The sequence below is a fragment of the Burkholderia reimsis genome (assembly GCF_003294055.1).
GTDB lineage: Bacteria > Pseudomonadota > Gammaproteobacteria > Burkholderiales > Burkholderiaceae > Burkholderia > Burkholderia cepacia.
Genome location: NZ_QMFZ01000022.1, coordinates 100,250 through 118,704 on the forward strand (window position 1 = coordinate 100,250; position 18,455 = coordinate 118,704).

Sequence of the window (18,455 nt, forward strand, 5' to 3'; positions counted from 1 at the left end):
GCGCACTCGCCGTTGCGTGGGAATGCGCGATGCGCACGCAAGCGACATGCCACGCGTCGCGGCCGGCGTGCGCCTGCACGCGCGCCCGCGCACTGTGGAAATTTCGCACACCGGCCCGGCTGCTGCGCAATCGCGCTGTTCAGAATGGGTACACCCGCCGTGCTGCATGGGTGAACACGGCACGGTGCGCACGCGGGCCGGCCGTGGTCGCCGTGCTTCCGTCCCGTTTGGCACGCATGTTGCGTAAACGGATGCAGCGCGATCCAACCGGCGCTGTACGCACACAAGCACGATGAACAGGAGACATGTATGAACCCGTTTGACCTGAAGCAACTGGGCCTCGACGTCGAATACCCGTACCGTCAGCAATACGACAACTACATCGGCGGCAAGTGGGTTCCGCCGGTGAAAGGCGAGTATTTCGAGAACGTGTCGCCGATCAACGGCCAGCCGTTCTGCCGCATTCCGCGCTCGGGCGCCGACGACATCGAGCTGGCGCTCGACGCCGCGCATGCCGCGCGCCGCAAGTGGGGCAAGACGTCCGTGGCCGAGCGCGCGAACCTGCTGCTCGCCGCCGCCGACCGGATGGAAAAGAACCTGAAGCTGCTGGCCGTGGCCGAGACGATCGACAACGGCAAGCCGCTGCGCGAGACGATGGCGGCCGACCTGCCGCTCGCGATCGACCACTTCCGCTACTTCGCGGGCTGTATCCGCGCGCAGGAAGGCGGCATCTCCGAGATCGACGACAACACCGTCGCGTACCACTTCCACGAGCCGCTCGGTGTCGTCGGCCAGATCATCCCGTGGAACTTCCCGCTGCTGATGGCCGCATGGAAGCTCGCGCCGGCGCTCGCGGCCGGCTGCTGCGTCGTGATTAAGCCGGCCGAGCAGACGCCCGCGTCCGTGCTCGTGCTGATGGAACTGATCGGCGACCTGTTCCCGGCCGGCACGATCAACATCGTGAACGGCTTCGGCAAGGAAGCGGGCGAAGCGCTCGCGACCAGCAAGCGGATCGCGAAGATCGCGTTCACGGGCTCGACGCCGGTCGGCAAGCACATCCTGCGCGCGGCGGCCGACAGCCTGATCCCGTCGACGGTCGAACTGGGCGGCAAGAGCCCGAACATCTTCTTCGCCGACGTGCTCGACCAGGACGACGCGTTCCTCGACAAGGCGCTCGAAGGGCTCGCGATGTTCGCGCTGAACCAGGGCGAGGTGTGCACGTGCCCGTCGCGGATCCTGATCCAGGAATCGATCTACGAGAAGTTCATCGAGAAGGCGATCGCGCGCGTCGAGCGCATCAAGGCCGGCCACCCGCTCGACCTGCAGACGATGATCGGCGCGCAGGCGTCGCAGCAGCAGCTCGACAAGATCCTGTCGTACATCGACATCGGCCGCGGCGAAGGCGCGCAATGCCTGACGGGCGGCGAACGCACGGCGCCGGCTGCCGGCCTCGACACGGGCTACTACGTGAAGCCGACGATGCTGCTCGGCAACAACAAGATGCGCGTGTTCCAGGAAGAGATCTTCGGGCCGGTCGCGTCGGTGATGACGTTCAAGGACGAGCAGGAAGCGATCGAACTCGCGAACGACACGTTCTACGGGCTCGGCGCGGGTGTGTGGACGCGCAACGGCACGCGGGCGTACCGGATGGGCCGCGAGGTCGAGGCCGGCCGCGTGTGGACCAACTGCTACCACCTGTACCCCGCGCACGCGGCGTTCGGCGGCTACAAGCAGTCGGGGATCGGCCGCGAGACGCACAAGATGGCGCTGTCGAACTATCAGCAGACGAAGTGCCTGCTGGTCAGCTACCAGGCCGAGGCGCTCGGGTTCTTCTGACCGGGGCGTCGACGCAGTGGCGGAGCGCCGGGATCGGCCGGCCGGCAGGGCAGCGCCGGCCGGGACGATCGCCGGGGTTCGTTGGCGGGGCGCGTGGCGCGCGGGCTGCGTTCAACGTTCGATGGTCGGGTGACGTTTGCCCGTCCGTCGGGCGTTGCGCACGCGGGTGCGATGCGGCGGCTATCGGCTATCGGCGGGTGGCCGTCGTCCCATCCGGTCACCCGGCACTTCGCCATTTTCGACTTCGACATCCGACCCCCGGTGTCGGCCGAGCATCGTCGCGGCCGGCGCCGGAAACGATACCGGCCGTCGTGTCGTCGCTGCGGCACGGCGCGCCGATGCGTGTAACGAAAACCAGCATGGCTGAACTGCCCCGATCCTTTCCGCGTCACCCCGTGTTCCATGCGGGCGAACTCGACGCGCAGCACCGCTTCGGCGTGGCCGACGAAGCCGAGCGGATGAGCGACGTGGTGACGACACGCGTGAGCATCGGCGTGCGGCAGTTCGTCGAATCTCAGCCGTTCATGTTCATCGCCACTGCGGGCGGCTCGCGCACATCCGTGACCTGCGACATCGTGCCGGGCATGCGCGACGCGAACGGCGATCTGCTGCCGGTCGTCCGCGTGATCGACACGAAGACGCTGCGGTTCGCGTTGCCTGCCGCCCCCGGCGACGGTGGCCGGATCGATGCGGCGGCATGCGACGGCTGCGGCGTCGGGTTGCTGTTCGTCGACTTCGTGCGCGGCATCCGCTACCGGATCAACGGTCGCGCGACGCTGCGCGCCGATTTGCCCGAAGCGGACGCGGCGCCCTGGCCGGCCGGAAGCGCGATCGTCGAGCTGGCGGTCGCGCAGGCGTATGGCAATTGCGGCACGCGGGTCGTGCGGCTGAAGCCGGCCGGGTAGCCGGGATTCGGCGGCCGGCGGCGGTCGAGATGCGCGGTCGTCGCGCGGATCGCACCGGCGGCGTGCGCGGCACGCCGCCTTCGGGTGCGCCCGGATGGCGCGCAACGGCCGGACAACGTGGAATGACGGGCCGTTCGCCGAACCGCGCGGTTCGGCACGGGACTTGCGTGACAGACGCGGTTCCGGGCAGGTGAGGGAGGACACGATGGACCAACACGTGGCGTGTAGCGAAGAACCGACGGCCGAAGACACGCGGCGCAACGCGCAGGGCGACGACGCGCTGGCCGGGCAGGCGGTCGTCAGCGTCGCGCATGACGCCGACGAGCAGGCGCGCAACCTGATCGGCTGGCGGCAGACCTACGACCAGCTCGCGGCCGGCCGTTTCGTCGGCACGCTGACCGAGCTGCCGCTCGACACGATGAAACTGTTTCGGGAATCGACGAGCCACCTGCTGCGCCAGGCGTGCGAGGTGCGCGGCGATGCGTACTGGTTCGGCATCCCGCTCGAGAGCGACGGCACCGCGCGCGTCGATGCGTGCCGCATCGGGCCCGGCGCGCTCGCGTTCCGGCCCGGCAACGTCGAATTCGAACTGGTGACGCCCGCGCAGTTCTCGATCTACGGCATCGTCGTGCGCGGCGACGTGCTGCGCCGTTATGCGGAGGAGGTCGAGCACCGTGCGCTCGACGAGCGGCTGTTCACGCAGCGCGTGATGCAGGTCGGCGATGCGCGGCTCGCGCGCCTGTGCGCGCTGCTCGGCCGCCGGCTCGACGGGGCGGTGGCGATGGCCGGCCCGCTGGCCGATGCGCAGCGCGACGACCTGCAGGCCGAGGTGCTGGCCGCGCTGTTCGACGTGTGCGCGCAACCGGCCGACGACGACGCCGGCCGCGCGCCGTCGATGCGCCGCTGGATCGTCGAACAGGCACGCGACTACGTGCTCGCGCACCGCACGCGCCCGGTCGGCGTGCCCGAACTGTGCGAGCAGTTGCACGTGAGCCGGCGCACGCTGCAGTACTGCTTCCAGGACGTGCTCGGCATGGCGCCCGCCACCTACCTGCGCACGCTGCGGCTGAACGGCGCGCGGCGCGACCTGTGCGGCCGCGCGGCCGGTTCGGTGCAGGACGTTGCGGAGGCGTGGGGCTTCTGGCATCTCAGCCAGTTCGCGACCGATTACCGGCGACTGTTCGGCAAGCGGCCGTCGGAGACGCTGCGCGATCGCGCGGTGATGGTGGCGGGGTGAGCGCGGGGCGGTAGTCGGGGTGAGCCTGGCTCGGGCTCACGCTCGGACTCGGACTCAGGCTCAGGCTCAGGCTCAGGCTCAGGCTCAGGCTCAGGCTCAGGCTCAGGCTCAGGCTCAGGCTCAGGCTCAGGCTCAGGCTCAGGCTCAGGCTCAGGCGGTGCGGGCACGCTATCGCGCTTTCGGCCACGCAGCGGATGCTCATGTCCGGTTTTCCTGATCAGCGGTCGCCGCGGCTTTGCGCGGCGCGGGCCAGGCCAGCGCGTCCCAGTCGATCGCCCGGTAAGCGGCCTCGACCGCCGCGAGATCGGCCGGCCGCTCGCTGCGATGCAGCCCGTGCAATTCGGCCGGCACGTCGAGCGCGACCGGCACGCAATGCGGATAGTCGCGTACGCGCAGCGCCGGCTCGATCGTTGTAAAGCACGCGAGCGTCGGCACGTCGAAACCGTCGGCAAGGTGCAGCGCGGCCGTGTCGGGCGCGAACAGCAGGCTGGCGCCCTTGACCCATGCGATGAACCGGGCCGTATCGCCTGCCGCATCGGCGCTCACGTCGACATACGCGGGATGCGCGACCGGCCCGAACCCCGCCACCGGCAAGCCGTAGCGCCGGGCCAGCTGTTCGACGAACGTTGCCCGGAGGGCAGGCGGCACGCTGCGCAACGCGGTGCTCGCGTTCGGACAGAACAGCACGTACGGGCGCTGCCATTGCGCAGGCAACGCGGGCAACGGCAGCCGCGCGAGCCAGCGGTTGCGCCTGGCCGATGCCGGCACCGAGGCAGGTTCCACGCCGAGCGCGTCGAGGAAGAAATCGATCATCGGCAACCGCGCGAACGCGGGCCAGTACAGGTGATTGCCGACGTCGATGCACGGCGCGTCCGCCGGCAGCGCGTCGGCGGGGTACGGCAGCGCGCGCGACGGCGCGACGATGTCGGCCGCGAGCGCGTACAGCGCATCGACGTAGCGCGGCGCGCGGGCGGGCCGGTACAGCGTGAAGCCCAGGCCCGGATGCGCTGCGCGCAGCGCGGCGAGGGCGGTGAGCCCGATCACCGAATCGCCGAGCGTGACCCCCATCCCGTTGATCACATGCACCTGCCGTGCGCGGCCATAGTCGAGCCGAAACGGCCGGTGCGCCGCGTGCAGCAGGCCGCGCGCGGGCGCGGCCGCCACGTGGCCGGCGGCACGCGCGTCGCCGTGCTCGAGGTCGTAAGGCGCGACGAGCGTGCCGTCCGGTGCGAGCAGCGTGCCGGGGAGCGCCAGCGCGTCGTCGTGCGACAGCGCGGCGGCAGGGGGCGCGGCGTGCGTGCTCACCGTCATCCGCCGCGCGCGCGGCGGCCCTGTTCGCGGATCTGTTCGAGGGTCGCGGCCGGCGTGCTGGCGTCCTGCGGGATGCGGATCTCGATCAGCGCAGGCAGCCCGCAGGTCAGCGCGCGTTCGAGCGCGGGCGCGAAATCGGCGGTGCGCTCGACGGTCTCGCCATGCGCGCCGAATGCGCGCGCATACGCGGCGAAATCGGGATTCGTGAGCCCCGTGCCGTGCACGCGGCCCGGGTAGTTGCGCTCCTGATGCATGCGGATCGTGCCGAAATGGCCGTTGTTGACGACGATTGCCACGATGTTCAGCCCGTACTGCATCGCGGTCGCGAGCTCGTTGCCGGCCATCATGAAGCAGCCGTCTCCCGCGAGCGCGACGACGGCGCGCGACGGGTACAACGACTTCGCGGCGAGCGCGGCCGGCAGCCCGTAGCCCATCGCGCCGCTCGTCGGCGCGAGCTGCGAGCGGAAGTGCCGGTACGCGAAGTGGCGATGCAGCCAGATCGCATAATTGCCGGCGCCGTTGGTGAGGATCGCGTCGTGCGGCAGGCGCTCGCGCAACTGCACCATCACGTCGCCGAGCTGGACGTCGCCGGGCATCGGCAGCGGCGCATGCCATTCGCGATACGCGCGATGCGCGTCGGCGGCGCTGCCGGCCCACGCGGGATGCTCGGGCGGCTCGAGCGCGGCGAGCGGCGCGGCGATCTCGGGCATCCCGGACACGATCGGCAGGTCGGCCGCATACACGCGGCCGAGCTCGTCCGCGCCCTGGTGCACGTGAACCAGCGTCTGGCGTGTCTTCGGGATGTCGAGCAGCGTGTAGCCGCCGGTCGTCGCTTCGCCGAGGCGCGGCCCGATCACGAGCAGCAGGTCGGCGTCGCGGATGCGCTTCGCGAGCGCGGGGTTGACCCCGAGCCCGACGTCGCCCGCATAGTTCGGGTGCGCGTTGTCGATCGTGTCCTGGTAGCGGAACGCGCAGGCCACCGGCAACTGCCAGCGCTCGACGAAGGTGCGAAGGTTCGCGCACGCGTCGGGCGTCCAGCCGCTGCCGCCGACGATCGCGAACGGACGTTCGGCGCGCGCGAGCCGCTCGCGCAGCTCGTCGAGCTGTGCGGCCGACGGCGCGGCCGCGACGCGTTTCGCGGCCGGCACGACGGGCTGCGGCGCGCAGGCTTCGGACAGCACGTCCTCCGGCAGCGCGAGCACGACCGGGCCGGGTCGGCCGGCGGTCGCGACGTGGAACGCGTGGCTCAGGTACTCGGGAATGCGGCGCGGATCGTCGATCTGCGCGACCCATTTCGCCATCTGGCCGAACATCCGCCGGTAGTCGATTTCCTGGAAGGCTTCGCGGTCGAGGTGCTCGCGCGCGCACTGGCCGACGAACAGGATCATCGGCGTCGAATCCTGGAATGCGGTGTGCACGCCGATCGACGCATGGGTCGCGCCGGGCCCGCGCGTGACGAACGCGATGCCGGGGCGGCCGGTCAGCTTGCCGACCGCCTCGGCCATGTTCGCGGCGGCCGCCTCGTGGCGGCAGACGACCGTCTGGATGCGTGCGGTGTCGTCCGCCAGCGCATCGAGTACGGCGAGGAAACTCTCGCCGGGCACGCAGAACACGCGTTCGACGTGATTGGCGAGCAACGCATCGACGAGCAGTCGCGCGCCGGTGGTGGCGGGCTGCTCGAGATCCTTGGAATGCGACATGGGCTGCCGTCTCCCTGGGTAGCGGGACGTACAGCTTACGCCTGTCGGCGGGGCGCCGGTACGCCGGCCGGTGAAAAGTGTCGGAACCCGGAGCGGGTCGGGCGGCGCGTCTTGCATGCTCGCCGGGTTCGGCTGGCCGAAAGGACGACTGGTGCGTGATTGCCGGACGCTGGACAGTGGAGGCTGCCAGCATCGAGCCGGACAGGACGATCCGCCGCCACGGTCAGGCGGGTGGCGAATTGCGCCGAACCACGTGTCTTTTCGCCGCAATTGACCGGCCGCCGGCAGTGGATATCTCCGGCATATCGCAAGCCGCCCGCATGATCACTTCGGAGTTGTGTACACACATGGATTTACATTGCCTCGGAAACACCCTAAAGTACATCCATCGTACACACGCATGGGAGATCGACATGCATACCACGAGGGTGTTCCGGAACGGCAACTCGCAGGCCGTACGGATTCCGGCGGACCTTGCCTACGAGCGCAGCGATATCGAGCTCGAAATCGAACGGATCGGCGACGAAATCCGTATTCGGCCCATGCGGCGGCCGTTGACCGGCGTGCTCGAGAAGTTCGCGAAATTCGGGCCGGATTTCATGGCCGAAGGGCGTGGCGACCACGAGCAGGCCGACCGCGAGGGCTTGTGATGGCGCGCTACATGCTCGACACCAACATGTGCATCTACCTGATGAAGAATCAGCCGGAACAGGTCGCGAGACGATTTGCACAGTGCTACACGGGGGACGTCGTGATGTCGGCGATTACCTATGCCGAGCTCGAGTACGGCGTGACCGCGTGTGCAAGTCCGGCCCGGGAGCGCAGCAATCTGGCCGCGCTGATCGAGGATATCCCGGTTGCGCCGTTCGACGCGCCGGCCGCGCAAGCGTACGGCCCTGTCCGCGACGCGGCCCGCGACCGGAAGAAGGATCATCTCGACAAACTGATCGCGGCGCATGCGGTGTCGCTCGACGTCGTGCTCGTGACCAACAACGAGCGGGATTTCGCGAGCTACCCGGGCGTGCGGCTGGAGAACTGGCTGAGCGACTAGCGTGCCCGGCGGGCGTGACGCAACGCTCGCCATGTCCGGCGGTCATGCAGGGTATCGATTCGCCCCGCATGACCGCCGTTGCCGCATCAGCACTCGACGATATTCACCGCGAGCCCGCCGCGCGACGTTTCCTTGTACTTCGTCTTCATGTCGGCACCGGTCTCGCGCATCGTCTTGATCACCGAGTCGAGCGACACGTAGTGCGAGCCGTCGCCGCGCAACGCCATGCGCGCCGCGTTGACCGCCTTCACCGACGCCATCGCGTTGCGCTCGATGCAGGGAATCTGCACCATCCCGCCGACCGGGTCGCAGGTGAGGCCGAGGTTGTGCTCCATCCCGATCTCGGCCGCGTTCTCGACCTGTTGCGGCGTGCCGCCGAGCACGGCCGCGAGCGCGCCCGCCGCCATCGAGCACGCGACGCCCACTTCACCCTGGCAGCCAACTTCCGCGCCGGAGATCGACGCATTCAGCTTGTAAAGAATGCCGATCGCGGCGGCGGTGAGCAGGAAGTCGATCACGCCCTGCTCGTTCGCGCCCGGCGTGAAGCGCGTGTAGTAGTGCAGCACGGCGGGGATGATGCCGGCCGCGCCGTTGGTCGGCGCGGTGACGACGCGCCCGCCGGCCGCGTTTTCCTCGTTGACCGCGATCGCGTACAGGTTGATCCAGTCGATCATCGACAGCGGATCCTGCAGCGCGCGCTCCGGGCTGCCCGTCAGCGTGCGGTACAGCTGCGGCGCGCGGCGCTTGACCTGGAACGGGCCGGGCAGGTTGCCGTCGGCATCCGGGTTGCCGATTCCGCAGCCGCGCGACACGCACGACTGCATCACCGCCCAGATCTTCAGCAGGCCATCGCGCGTCTCTTCCTCGGTGTGCCACGCGCGCTCGTTTTCCCACATCAGCTGCGCGATCGACTTGCCGGTCGACTCGGTCAGCGCGAGCAGCTCGGCGCCGGTGCGGAACGGGTGCGTCATCTGCTCGGCCGCGCTCAGCACCTTTGTGTTCGGCGCGCCGGCCGTCACGACGAAGCCGCCGCCGACCGACAGGTAGGTGCGCTCGACCAGCACCGCGCCGTTCGCGTCGCTCGCGCGCAGCTTCATCCCGTTCGGATGCTCGGGCAGCGCCTGGCGGTAGAACGCGATGTTCTCCTTCAGCACGAACGGCACCGGGTGCGTGCCGAGCAGCGCGAGCTTCTTCGACTTGCGGACGTCTTCCAGCCGTGCGTCGATCGTGTCGGGATCGACGGTGTCGGGCGCGTCGCCGAGCAGGCCGAGCATCACGCCGCGGTCGGTGCCGTGGCCCTTGCCGGTGGCGCCGAGCGAGCCGTACAGCTCGACCTTCACGTGGGCGGTCGCGTCGAGCATCCCGTCGCGCTCGAGGCCCTGGACGAACATCAGCGCCGCGCGCATCGGCCCGACCGTATGCGAACTGGATGGACCGATACCGATCTTGAAGAGGTCAAAGACGCTGACTGCCATTTCGATTCCTGCCTTGCTTTAAGAGTAGTGCTAGCGCGCCTGCAATGGCAGGCACGCGGCGAGCCATGCGGGCGGCGTTGGGGAAAGTTGCTGCGCGACGCGGGCATAACGCCCGTCGAGCCGCGCGGCCAGATGAAAGAGTTCGGTGGCGTTTTTCGGGTCCCACTGCCCCGTGTAGCCCGGCAGGCCGGCTTCGCGGCGCTTCGCGTCGAACGGCACCGGCGAATTCACGAATTCCTCGTGCGTTTTCTCGCCGAGCGCGTAAGGCACGAGCCAGTCGAGCGCGGCCGCGAGCGTCGCACCGTTCGTGCCGCGCTCGCGCAGCCAGTTGCGGTTGAAGCGGCGCGCGGCGAGCGCGGCGGTCACCAGCGGCTGCAGGTCGTAGACCGCGTAGTGCAGCGCATCGCGCTCCTCGAAGTCCCACGTCTTGCCGTCCGGGCCGATGTTGTCGGCCAGATGCTCGACGAACAGCCGCTGCGCGGCGTTCATCATCCTGCGGTCGCCGAGCGTGAACGCGGACAGCGCGATCAGCTTGATCCGGTGGCTCTGCCAGTTGTTGCGCCAGGTGCCGGTGAGCGGGCGCTTCTGCGCGTCGATCTGCGCGACATAACCGGCGCCGAGCTTCGCGATGAACGCAGCGGTCGCGTTGCGGGTCTTCACCGGCAGCGCGCTTGCCGTCATGTCGTACGCGACGATCAGGCTGTCGAAACGCGTCTCGTCGATCGGGTTGAAGCTCGGCTGGTAGGTGCCGACCCACGCGGACAGGAAGCGGTCGACGAGCTGCAGGTAGCGCGGCGCGTTCGTCACGCGCCACGCGAGCGCGGCATCGCGCATCAGGTCGAGATCCTTCAGCGCGGCGGCGCTCTGGTCGTAGATGCCTTCGTGCGGCAGCGTGCCCTCGGTGTGCACGCGCGCCATCGCCTTCGGCTGCTCGCCGATGCGTGCGTCGACGCTGCGGATCAGCGCCTGGACGCCCGGCTCGGCCTGCGTCGTCTCGCTCGCCTGCAGGGCCGGCGCCGCGCAGAAATTCATCGCCGCGCGCGCGCTGCCGCACGCGCCGAGGCCGGCAGCGGCCAACGACAGCGACGCGACGAACATCGGCACGACACGGCGCGCGCGCGGCCGCCCTTGCAGTGCACCATGGCCCGGAAACATCGGACGCACCATGCGGAACTCCTTCATTGGCTGGATCGCGTGTGATGTTAGCTGGATTGGCGCACGAACGTGCACGGGTTCGAGCGGCGAACAAAAAAACCGCACGCAACCCCGGGTTGCGTGCGGTGCGGGCACCATCGGACGGCTCCTGGCCTCGTGTGCGTTATGCGTATTCCGACATCGGCACGCACGAGCAGAACAGGTTGCGGTCGCCGTAGACGTTGTCCGCGCGGCCGACCGGCGGCCAGTACTTGTTCGTGCCGAGCGACGCGACCGGGTACGCGGCCTGCTCGCGCGAGTACGCGTGCGGCCATTCGTTCGCGGTGACGACGGCCGCCGTGTGCGGGGCGTGACGCAGCGGGTTGTCCTCGCGGTCGGCGCGGCCTTCCTCGACCGCACGGATTTCCTCGCGGATCGCGATCATCGCGGCGATGAAGCGGTCGAGTTCCTCCTGCGATTCCGATTCGGTCGGCTCGACCATCAGCGTGCCCGGCACCGGGAAGCTCATCGTCGGCGCGTGGAAGCCGTAATCCATCAGGCGCTTCGCGACGTCGTCGACGGTGATGCCGCTCGATTCCTTGATCGGGCGCAGGTCGAGAATGCACTCGTGCGCCACCAGCCCGCCCGGGCCCGAATACAGCACCGGGTAGTGCGGCGCGAGGCGCTTCGCGATGTAGTTCGCGTTGAGGATCGCGGTTTCCGTCGCGGCGGTCAGGTTCTTCGCGCCCATCATCGCGATGTACATCCACGAGATCGGCAGGATCGACGCCGAGCCGTACGGCGCGGCCGACACCGCGCCGATGCCGTTTTCGTCGCGCGAGTAGCCGGTCGAACGCTGGTTCGGCAGGAACTTCGCGAGGTGCGCACCGACCGCGACCGGGCCGACGCCCGGGCCGCCGCCGCCGTGCGGGATGCAGAAGGTCTTGTGCAGGTTCAGGTGCGACACGTCGCCGCCGAACTGGCCCGGCGCGGTCAGGCCGACCATCGCGTTCATGTTCGCGCCGTCGACGTACACCTGGCCGCCGTGCGCATGCACGATCTCGCAGATCTCGCGGACGTTCTGCTCGAACACGCCGTGCGTCGACGGATACGTGATCATGATCGCCGCGAGGTTCTTCTCGTGCTCGTCGGCCTTGGCCTTGAGATCGGCGATGTCGACGTTGCCCTGCGCGTCGCAGGCGACGACCACGACCTTCATGCCGGCCATGTGCGCGGAGGCCGGGTTCGTGCCGTGCGCGGATGCCGGGATCAGGCACACGTCGCGGTGCGCTTCGCCGCGCGATGCGTGGTAAGCGTGGATGATCAGCAGGCCCGCGTACTCGCCCTGCGAGCCGGCGTTCGGCTGCAGCGACACGGCCGCGTAGCCGGTGGCCGCGACGAGCATCTGCTCGAGCTGGTCGATCATCTCGCGGTAGCCGACGGTCTGCTCGGCCGGCGCGAACGGGTGGATGCCGCCGAATTCGGGCCACGTGACCGGCAGCATTTCCGACGTCGCGTTCAGCTTCATCGTGCACGAGCCGAGCGGGATCATCGAGCGGTCGAGCGCGAGATCCTTGTCCGACAGGCTGCGCAGGTAGCGCAGCATTTCGGTTTCGGAATGGTGGCGGTTGAACACGGGGTGCGTCAGGTACGCGCTCGTGCGCTCGAGGCCGGCCGGCAGCGCGGCGACGCCGGCAAGGCCCGCATCGAGGGCATCGACGGCCGGGGCGGTGCCGCCCGCGGCCTGCGCGAACACGTCGAGGAGATCGGCGAGGTCGTCGCGCGTCGTCGTTTCGTCGACCGATACGCCGACTTGCGTGTCGCTCACGCGGCGCAGGTTGATGCGCCTGGCCTTCGCGAGTTCATGGACCTGCGCGGTGCGCGCGCCGGTATCGATCGTCAGCGTGTCGAAGAACGTGTCGTTGACGGTCGCGAAGCCGAGCTGCTTCACGCCGGCGGCGAAGAGGGCCGCGATGCGGTTCACGCGCAGCGCGATCGTCTTCAGGCCGTGCGGGCCGTGGTAGACCGCGTACATGCTGGCCATGATCGCGAGCAGCGCCTGCGCGGTACACACGTTCGACGTCGCCTTCTCGCGGCGGATGTGCTGTTCGCGCGTCTGCAGCGCGAGGCGCAGCGCGGGTTTGCCCTGCGCGTCGACCGTCACGCCGACGAGGCGGCCCGGCATCTGGCGCTTGAATTCGTCACGCACCGCCAGATACGCGGCGTGCGGACCGCCGAAGCCCATCGGCACGCCGAAGCGCTGCGTGTTGCCGATCGCGACGTCCGCGCCCCAGTCGCCGGGCGGCGTCAGCACGGTCAGCGCGAGCAGGTCGGCCGCGACGACCACGTGGCCGCCGGCCGCGTGGATCGCTTCGGTGAGCGCGCGGTAGTCGCGCACGTCGCCGTTCACGCCCGGGTATTGCAGCAGCACGCCGAATGCATTCGCTTGCGCCGCGTCGGCGGCCGGGCCGGTCTTGACCTCGATGCCGACCGGCAGCGCGCGCGTGCGGATCACTTCGAGCGTTTGCGGCAGCACGTCGTCGGCGACGTAGAACACGTTCGATGCCGGCTTGCCGGTGCGCTGCAGCAGCGTCATCGCTTCGGCGGCGGCGGTGGCTTCATCGAGCAGCGACGCGTTCGAGATCGCGAGGCCCGTCAGGTCGGCGACCATCTGCTGGAAGTTCAGGAGCGCCTCGAGGCGGCCCTGGGAAATTTCGGGCTGGTACGGCGTGTAGGCCGTGTACCACGCCGGGTTTTCGAGCACGTTGCGCAGGATCACGGCCGGCGTGTGCGTGTCGTGGTAACCCTGACCGATATACGAGCGGAACACCTGGTTCTTGTCCGCGAGAACCCGCAGCGCGGCGAGGGCTTCGGCCTCGCTCTTCGGCTGCGCGAACGGGCCGAGCGGCAGCGTTTCGGCGCGGCGGATCGAGGCCGGGATCACGGCGTCGATCAGGGCGGCGCGCGACGCGAAGCCGAGCGTGTCGAGCATGGCCTGCTGGCTGGCGGCGTCGGGGCCGATGTGGCGTTCGGCGAACGCGTCGTGCGTTTCGAGCGCGGCGAGCGAGAGGGGCGTGCGGTTCATCAGGCGGTCCGGGTGTTCGAGCTTCATGGCGTGACTCTGGTCCCGCGCGGGCCGGCCGGCGGCCGGCGTCGCGCGGTTCGGGTAAGGGAATTAGTCGATCAGCTTGCTGTAGGCGGCGGCGTCGAGCAGGCCGTCGGTCGATGCGCCGGCGGCGAGCTTGATCTTGAACAGCCACGTGTCGTACGCGTCGCTGTTCACCTCTTCCGGCGTGTCGACGGCGTCCGCGTTGATCGCGACCACCTCGCCCGACACCGGCGAATAGATGTCCGACGCGGCTTTCACCGATTCGACGACGCCGATCGCGTCGCCCGCCTTCACCTGCTTGCCGACGGCCGGCAGTTCGAGGAAAACGATGTCGCCGAGCGTGTTCTGCGCGTGATCGGTGATGCCGACCGTCAGCGTGCCGTCGGCTTCAGTGCGGATCCACTCGTGTTCGTCGGTGTACTTCAGATCGGCCGGGACGTTGCTCATCGGATGCTCCTGATAAAAGGGTTTGTTCGTTTTGCTGGCGCGCCCGCCGGGGCGCGCCGGGTGTGGTGTTGCGCCGGGCGCCATCTCCCGGCTTTCCGGGAGGCGGGCCGCCCGGCCGTTACGCAGCGAGGACCTTGCCGTTGCGCACGAACGGCAGTTTTACCACGCGCGCGGGAAGATTCTTGTCTCGAATTTGCACCTGGACCAGGTCGCCGATCTGGACGGCCGCCGGCACGCGCGCGAACGCGATCGATTCCTGCATCGACGGCGAGAACGTGCCGCTCGTGATCTCACCTTCGCCGTGCGGCGTGACGACCTTCTGGTGCGCGCGCAGCACGCCGCCCGCCTTGCCGTTTTCCTTCTGCAGGATCAGGCCGACGAACGCGGCGCGGGTGCCGTTTGCTTCAAGGGCGGCGCGGCCGACGAAGTCGCGCGGCGCGCCGAGGTCGACCGTCCACGCGAGGCCCGCGTCGAGCGGGGAGACGGTGTCGTCCATGTCCTGGCCGTACAGGTTCATGCCGGCCTCGAGGCGCAGCGTGTCGCGCGCGCCGAGCCCGCACGGGCGCACGCCGTTCTGCTGCAGCGCGTTCCAAAGCGCTTCGACGTGCACGGCCGGGACGATCACTTCGAAGCCGTCTTCGCCGGTATAGCCGGTGCGTGCGACGGTGAGATCGCCGAACGGCGTGCCGGCAACCTGCGCGGCGTTGAACGGCTTCAGCTCGCTCGTCGCGGCACGCGCGGCGGGCACGGTCGCCCAGGCCTTTTCGCGGGCGTTCGGGCCCTGTACGGCGATGATCGCGAAATCGCGGCGCGGCGCGATCGTGACACCGTAGCCGCCTTGCTCGTTCAGCTGGTTGAACCACGCGATGTCTTTCTCGGCCGTGCCGGCGTTGACGACGACGCGGAAGAATTCTTCGGTGAAGTAGTAGACGATCAGGTCGTCGATGACGCCGCCCTGCGGATTGAGCAGGCACGAGTAGAGTGCCTTGCCGGGCGTCTTGAGCTTGCCGACGTTGTTCGCGATCGCGTGCTCGAAGAACGCGCGCACGCGGCTGCCGGTGAAATCGACGACGCACATGTGCGACACGTCGAACATGCCGGCGTCGGTGCGCACGGCTTCATGTTCTTCGATCTGCGAGCCGTAGTTGACGGGCATGTCCCAGCCGCCGAAGTCGACCATGCGGGCATTGAGCGCGCGGTGCGCGGCGTTGAGCGGGGTGTGATTCAGTGCAGTCATCGAGGCCTCAGGCAAGGCGCTTGCGCGCGGATCAGAACGGCCATGTGCCGACCACCGCGGCCGACGGCCTGCGAGCGATCCGGTACATGCCCCTCTGTCCTCGATACCTGAGAGATTGCGCTGCCGGCCAGGCCTGGCGAACGCGCGCCCCTTCGGTGGGCAGCCTGCCCGCGCAGCCTATGCGCTGCGGGCTACTGCCGCTCTCCAGAGTGCGGGGAGTGTGTGGCCCGCGCGATGCACGGACGAGGTTCCCCGACGCGGTCGGTCCTTTTGCCTGAGAGTTTGCGGGTGTGCCCCTTCGGCGGCGCAACCGGCTGAAACAGCACGGTCACACGCTCTCCCGACGCGTGCGGGCGACTGTACGCGAGCAGGTGGGCCTTGTCAATTTGAGCAAAAGAATGTCGCTTCGCGACAAGCGGCGGCAAGCGGTGCCGCCGCTTTCTCCGCGCCGGCGGGCGCCGGTGCGTTACTCGCCGATCGCGCGCGCGGCCGTGTCGAGTTCCTGGTTCAGCACGCGCTGCTCGTCGCCGGACAGGCCGCCGCTGTGCTGCGCGGACATGTCGTTCGCTTCCTGGCGGATCACGTCGAGGCGGTGGTGAAGCTGCGCGCCGTACGGCGGCGGGTAGTAGCCGCCGTTCACGCGCGCATCGACGCGGCGGTGCAGGTTCTCGATCCGGCCCTGGATCTGCTGCATCCGCTCGTTCGCGACGACCTGCGGATTCGGGCGCGGCGGAGGGGCCGGGCGAACCGGCTGCTGCGGCTGCACGATACAGGCCGCAAGCGAGGAAACCAGGACGCAGCACGCTGCTGCGCGAATCAACCGTTGCATCAACATTCTCCAGACGGATTGGTGTCGGATCGACTTTTTCGAGAAACGCGTCAGACCGGTCGGACGCTGACTTTCGTTCCCCCGGCATTTGTAACCGAATGTTCCTGTAATCGAATCCGCCGGGCCGGCCGCGCGCGTGCCGGCCGGCCGCGACCGGCCGGCGCGCGGTGTCAGATCGTGCGGCGCACGAACGGTAGCCGGCGGCCGTCGTGCTCGCTCTGCGCGGCGAGCTCGATGATCGTCATCACGTCGACGGCATCCTGCGTGGTGACGGGGAACGGCGCGCCGTCGCGGATCGACGCGGCGAGCGCGCGGTAGAACTCCGCGTACTGGCCGTCGAGTGTCGGCACCGGGCGTTCGACCTCGACCTCGCCGTCGAGCACGCGCAGCAGGCCCGGCGGATTGCCGCCGCCGAATTCGACGTCGTCCGCGGTGAGGCCGGCCTTGAGCTGGTCTTCCTGCGTGTCGAGCCCGAACTTCTGGTAGCTGCCGCGTGTGCCGTGCAGCGTGAAGCGCGCGGGTTCGATCGCCGACAGCGCGCTCGCATGCAGCGCCACGTCCTTGTCCGGGTAACCGAGCTGCAGGTGCACGAAATCGGGCGCCGTGCCGTTGTCGCGACGGGTCTTGACGGTCGCGCCCACCGTTTCGGGCAGGCCGAACAGCGCGAGCGCCTGGTCGATCAGGTGCGGGCCGAGGTCGAGCAGCAGGCCGCCGCCGCGGGCGGGTTCCTCGCGCCAGCGCGTGCGCGGCGTCGGGCGGAAGCGGTCGAAGTGCGACGCGAAATACGTGAGCCGGCCGAGCTCGCCCGATTCGACGATGCGGCGCACGGTGAGGAAATCGCCGTCCCAGCGGCGGTTGTGGAACGGCGCGAACAGCCGGCTGCGCGCGTTCGCGAGCCGCGCGAGCGCAAGCGCCTCGTCGGCGGTGAGCGTGACGGGCTTGTCGACAACCACGTGGCGGCCGGCTTCGAGTACCTGGCGCGCGAGCGTGAAGTGCGTGTCGTTCGGCGTGGCGATCACCACGCATTCGATGTCGTCGAGGCCGAGCAGCGTGTCGAGATCGGGGACGACGCGCGCGCCCGGATACGCGGCCTGCGCGCGATCGGGCTGCCCCGTCGCGATCGCGGCGACTTCAGTGCGGCCGCTCGTGGCGATGACCGGCGCATGGAACGTCGCGCCGGCGAAACCGAAACCCATCAAACCAATCCTGAGCAATGACGACATGGCAATCCCTGGCTGCGAAGGAAACTAAAGGATGGTGCGCCGAGACGGCGCGAAGACGACCGGCTATTTTGGCATGGCGCCGCCGCTCGTACCGGGGCGTTCGGGCGAAACGCGCCGTGCGATGCGGCGCTTGCGCAAGCAAGGCCGGCATTTTGCGCGGGCGCGTGTGCGGTCCGTGCGGGCTTTGCCTGCCGGCCCGCGCGGTGAAAGGCCGGTGCCGGGGCGTCGTGGCACGTCATGCGGCCGCCCGGCGCAGCACGGCGGCGGCGACTTGCGTGGCCCACACCGTGCAGGCGGCGGCACCGGGGTGGAAGCCGTCGGCGGCCATCAGATGGCGCTCGAGCGGCAGCTCGACGCGCAGGAACGTGCAGTGCGGCTGCGTGGCGGCCCAGCCGGCGAGCGCCGTGTTGAGCCGTTTCGCGCGCAACCCGAGATACCACGCGAGCGGCTGCGGCAGCGCCGGAAAGCGCTCCATCGGCGGCACCGCCGACAGGATCGCGTGGCCGACCCGGAACCGCGTGGCGAGCAGCCGGACGAGCTCGGCCTGCTGCGCCTGCCAGCGGGCCGGCGGCACGCCGCCCGTCACGTCGTTGACGCCGAGCGACGTGACGGCCACGTCGAACGGCTCGGCCGGTTCGGCGGCGAGCCAGTCGACGAGCTCCCGCGTGGTCAGGCCCGTGCGCGCGAGCAGCTTCCAGTGCACGCGGTGCGTGGCCGCGAGCGCGTTCGCCAGTTGCCCGGACAGCGCGTCGCGCTGCGTCGCGACGCCGACGCCCGCGGCGGCCGAATCGCCGACCACAAGCACGCGCAACGGCGGGCCGTCGCCCGCCACGCCGTCGCGCGGGCCGGCCGCCTCGGGCAGGCGCGGCGTGACGCGGCGCACGTAGCGCCCCTGCGCGAACAGCAGCGGGCCAAGGGCGGCGGTGGCAAACGGGTATCCCATGATGTCGATCCGGTGACG

15 protein-coding genes and 2 riboswitches are annotated in these 18,455 nt (G+C 69.5%); of the genes, 5 read left to right on the forward strand and 10 right to left on the reverse strand.

Going from position 1 to position 18,455, the window contains the following annotated elements; translation table 11 throughout:
- Positions 1 to 309 precede the first annotated feature (309 nt).
- The 3 genes from exaC to DPV79_RS24150 all read left to right on the forward strand — a co-directional run bounded on the left by exaC (position 310) and on the right by DPV79_RS24150 (position 3,978).
- Positions 310 to 1,836 (forward strand): acetaldehyde dehydrogenase ExaC, encoded by a 1,527-nt coding sequence (gene exaC / locus DPV79_RS24140; RefSeq protein ID WP_113046654.1) that lies wholly within the window; start codon positions 310 to 312, stop codon positions 1,834 to 1,836.
- Between the two features lie 359 nt (positions 1,837 to 2,195).
- On the forward strand, positions 2,196 to 2,741 hold the full coding sequence (locus DPV79_RS24145; protein WP_059816937.1) for a hypothetical protein: 546 nt from the start codon (positions 2,196 to 2,198) through the stop codon (positions 2,739 to 2,741).
- Between the two features lie 205 nt (positions 2,742 to 2,946).
- Positions 2,947 to 3,978, forward strand: coding sequence for a helix-turn-helix domain-containing protein (locus tag DPV79_RS24150; RefSeq protein WP_059678265.1), 1,032 nt, complete (start codon positions 2,947 to 2,949; stop codon positions 3,976 to 3,978).
- Positions 3,979 to 4,176: 198 nt separating this feature from the next.
- Here the strand turns inward: DPV79_RS24150 and DPV79_RS24160 are convergent, their stop codons facing one another.
- Together DPV79_RS24160 and DPV79_RS24165 are read right to left on the reverse strand one after the other, a co-directional pair.
- Positions 4,177 to 5,289: a glycosyltransferase family protein gene (locus DPV79_RS24160; protein WP_060054164.1), complete on the reverse strand. Its 1,113-nt coding sequence runs from the start codon at positions 5,287 to 5,289 to the stop codon at positions 4,177 to 4,179.
- Positions 5,286 to 6,989 carry a thiamine pyrophosphate-binding protein gene (locus tag DPV79_RS24165; RefSeq protein WP_113046655.1) on the reverse strand — a complete coding sequence of 568 codons (1,704 nt, stop codon included), beginning with the start codon at positions 6,987 to 6,989 and terminating at the stop codon, positions 5,286 to 5,288. Before DPV79_RS24165 ends, DPV79_RS24160 begins: the two co-directional genes overlap by 4 nt.
- Positions 6,990 to 7,402: 413 nt before the next feature.
- On the opposite strand from DPV79_RS24165, the gene vapB reads away from it, so the two are divergent.
- Complete coding sequence (gene vapB, locus DPV79_RS24170) at positions 7,403 to 7,639, forward strand: type II toxin-antitoxin system VapB family antitoxin (RefSeq protein ID WP_059528333.1); 237 nt, start codon at positions 7,403 to 7,405, stop codon at positions 7,637 to 7,639.
- The gene (locus tag DPV79_RS24175; protein WP_113046656.1) at positions 7,639 to 8,040 is read left to right on the forward strand and encodes a type II toxin-antitoxin system VapC family toxin; all 402 of its coding nucleotides are present in this window, start codon (positions 7,639 to 7,641) and stop codon (positions 8,038 to 8,040) included. The genes vapB and DPV79_RS24175 overlap by 1 nt, the downstream gene beginning before the upstream one ends.
- Before the next feature lie 86 nt (positions 8,041 to 8,126).
- On the opposite strand, the gene DPV79_RS24180 is transcribed toward DPV79_RS24175, so the two are convergent.
- From DPV79_RS24180 to DPV79_RS24215, 8 genes are all read right to left on the reverse strand, one after another.
- Entirely contained in the window at positions 8,127 to 9,515 is a 1,389-nt protein-coding gene (locus DPV79_RS24180; RefSeq protein ID WP_021164187.1) for an L-serine ammonia-lyase, read from the reverse strand.
- A 30-nt stretch (positions 9,516 to 9,545) separates the two neighbouring features.
- A complete protein-coding gene (locus tag DPV79_RS24185; RefSeq protein ID WP_059490381.1) occupies positions 9,546 to 10,682 on the reverse strand; it encodes an alginate lyase family protein in 1,137 nt (378 codons plus the stop codon).
- Positions 10,683 to 10,833: 151 nt separating this feature from the next.
- Entirely contained in the window at positions 10,834 to 13,761 is a 2,928-nt protein-coding gene (gcvP, locus tag DPV79_RS24190; protein WP_113046657.1) for an aminomethyl-transferring glycine dehydrogenase, read from the reverse strand.
- A 63-nt stretch (positions 13,762 to 13,824) separates the two neighbouring features.
- On the reverse strand, positions 13,825 to 14,205 hold the full coding sequence (gene gcvH / locus DPV79_RS24195; RefSeq protein ID WP_060062293.1) for a glycine cleavage system protein GcvH: 381 nt from the start codon (positions 14,203 to 14,205) through the stop codon (positions 13,825 to 13,827).
- A gap of 118 nt (positions 14,206 to 14,323) precedes the next feature.
- Entirely contained in the window at positions 14,324 to 15,442 is a 1,119-nt protein-coding gene (gcvT, locus tag DPV79_RS24200) for a glycine cleavage system aminomethyltransferase GcvT (RefSeq protein WP_048025217.1), read from the reverse strand.
- 84 nt (positions 15,443 to 15,526) lie between these two features.
- Positions 15,527 to 15,660, reverse strand: a riboswitch (glycine riboswitch).
- A gap of 34 nt (positions 15,661 to 15,694) precedes the next feature.
- A riboswitch (glycine riboswitch) is annotated at positions 15,695 to 15,795 on the reverse strand.
- A 113-nt stretch (positions 15,796 to 15,908) separates the two neighbouring features.
- Positions 15,909 to 16,271, reverse strand: a complete 363-nt coding sequence (locus DPV79_RS24205; protein ID WP_060275725.1) for a hypothetical protein — start codon at positions 16,269 to 16,271, stop codon at positions 15,909 to 15,911.
- A gap of 170 nt (positions 16,272 to 16,441) precedes the next feature.
- Positions 16,442 to 17,494 (reverse strand): oxidoreductase, encoded by a 1,053-nt coding sequence (locus DPV79_RS24210; RefSeq protein ID WP_042978333.1) that lies wholly within the window; start codon positions 17,492 to 17,494, stop codon positions 16,442 to 16,444.
- A gap of 235 nt (positions 17,495 to 17,729) precedes the next feature.
- The gene (locus tag DPV79_RS24215; RefSeq protein ID WP_059620841.1) at positions 17,730 to 18,437 is read right to left on the reverse strand and encodes an SGNH/GDSL hydrolase family protein; all 708 of its coding nucleotides are present in this window, start codon (positions 18,435 to 18,437) and stop codon (positions 17,730 to 17,732) included.
- Positions 18,438 to 18,455: the final 18 nt, after the last annotated feature.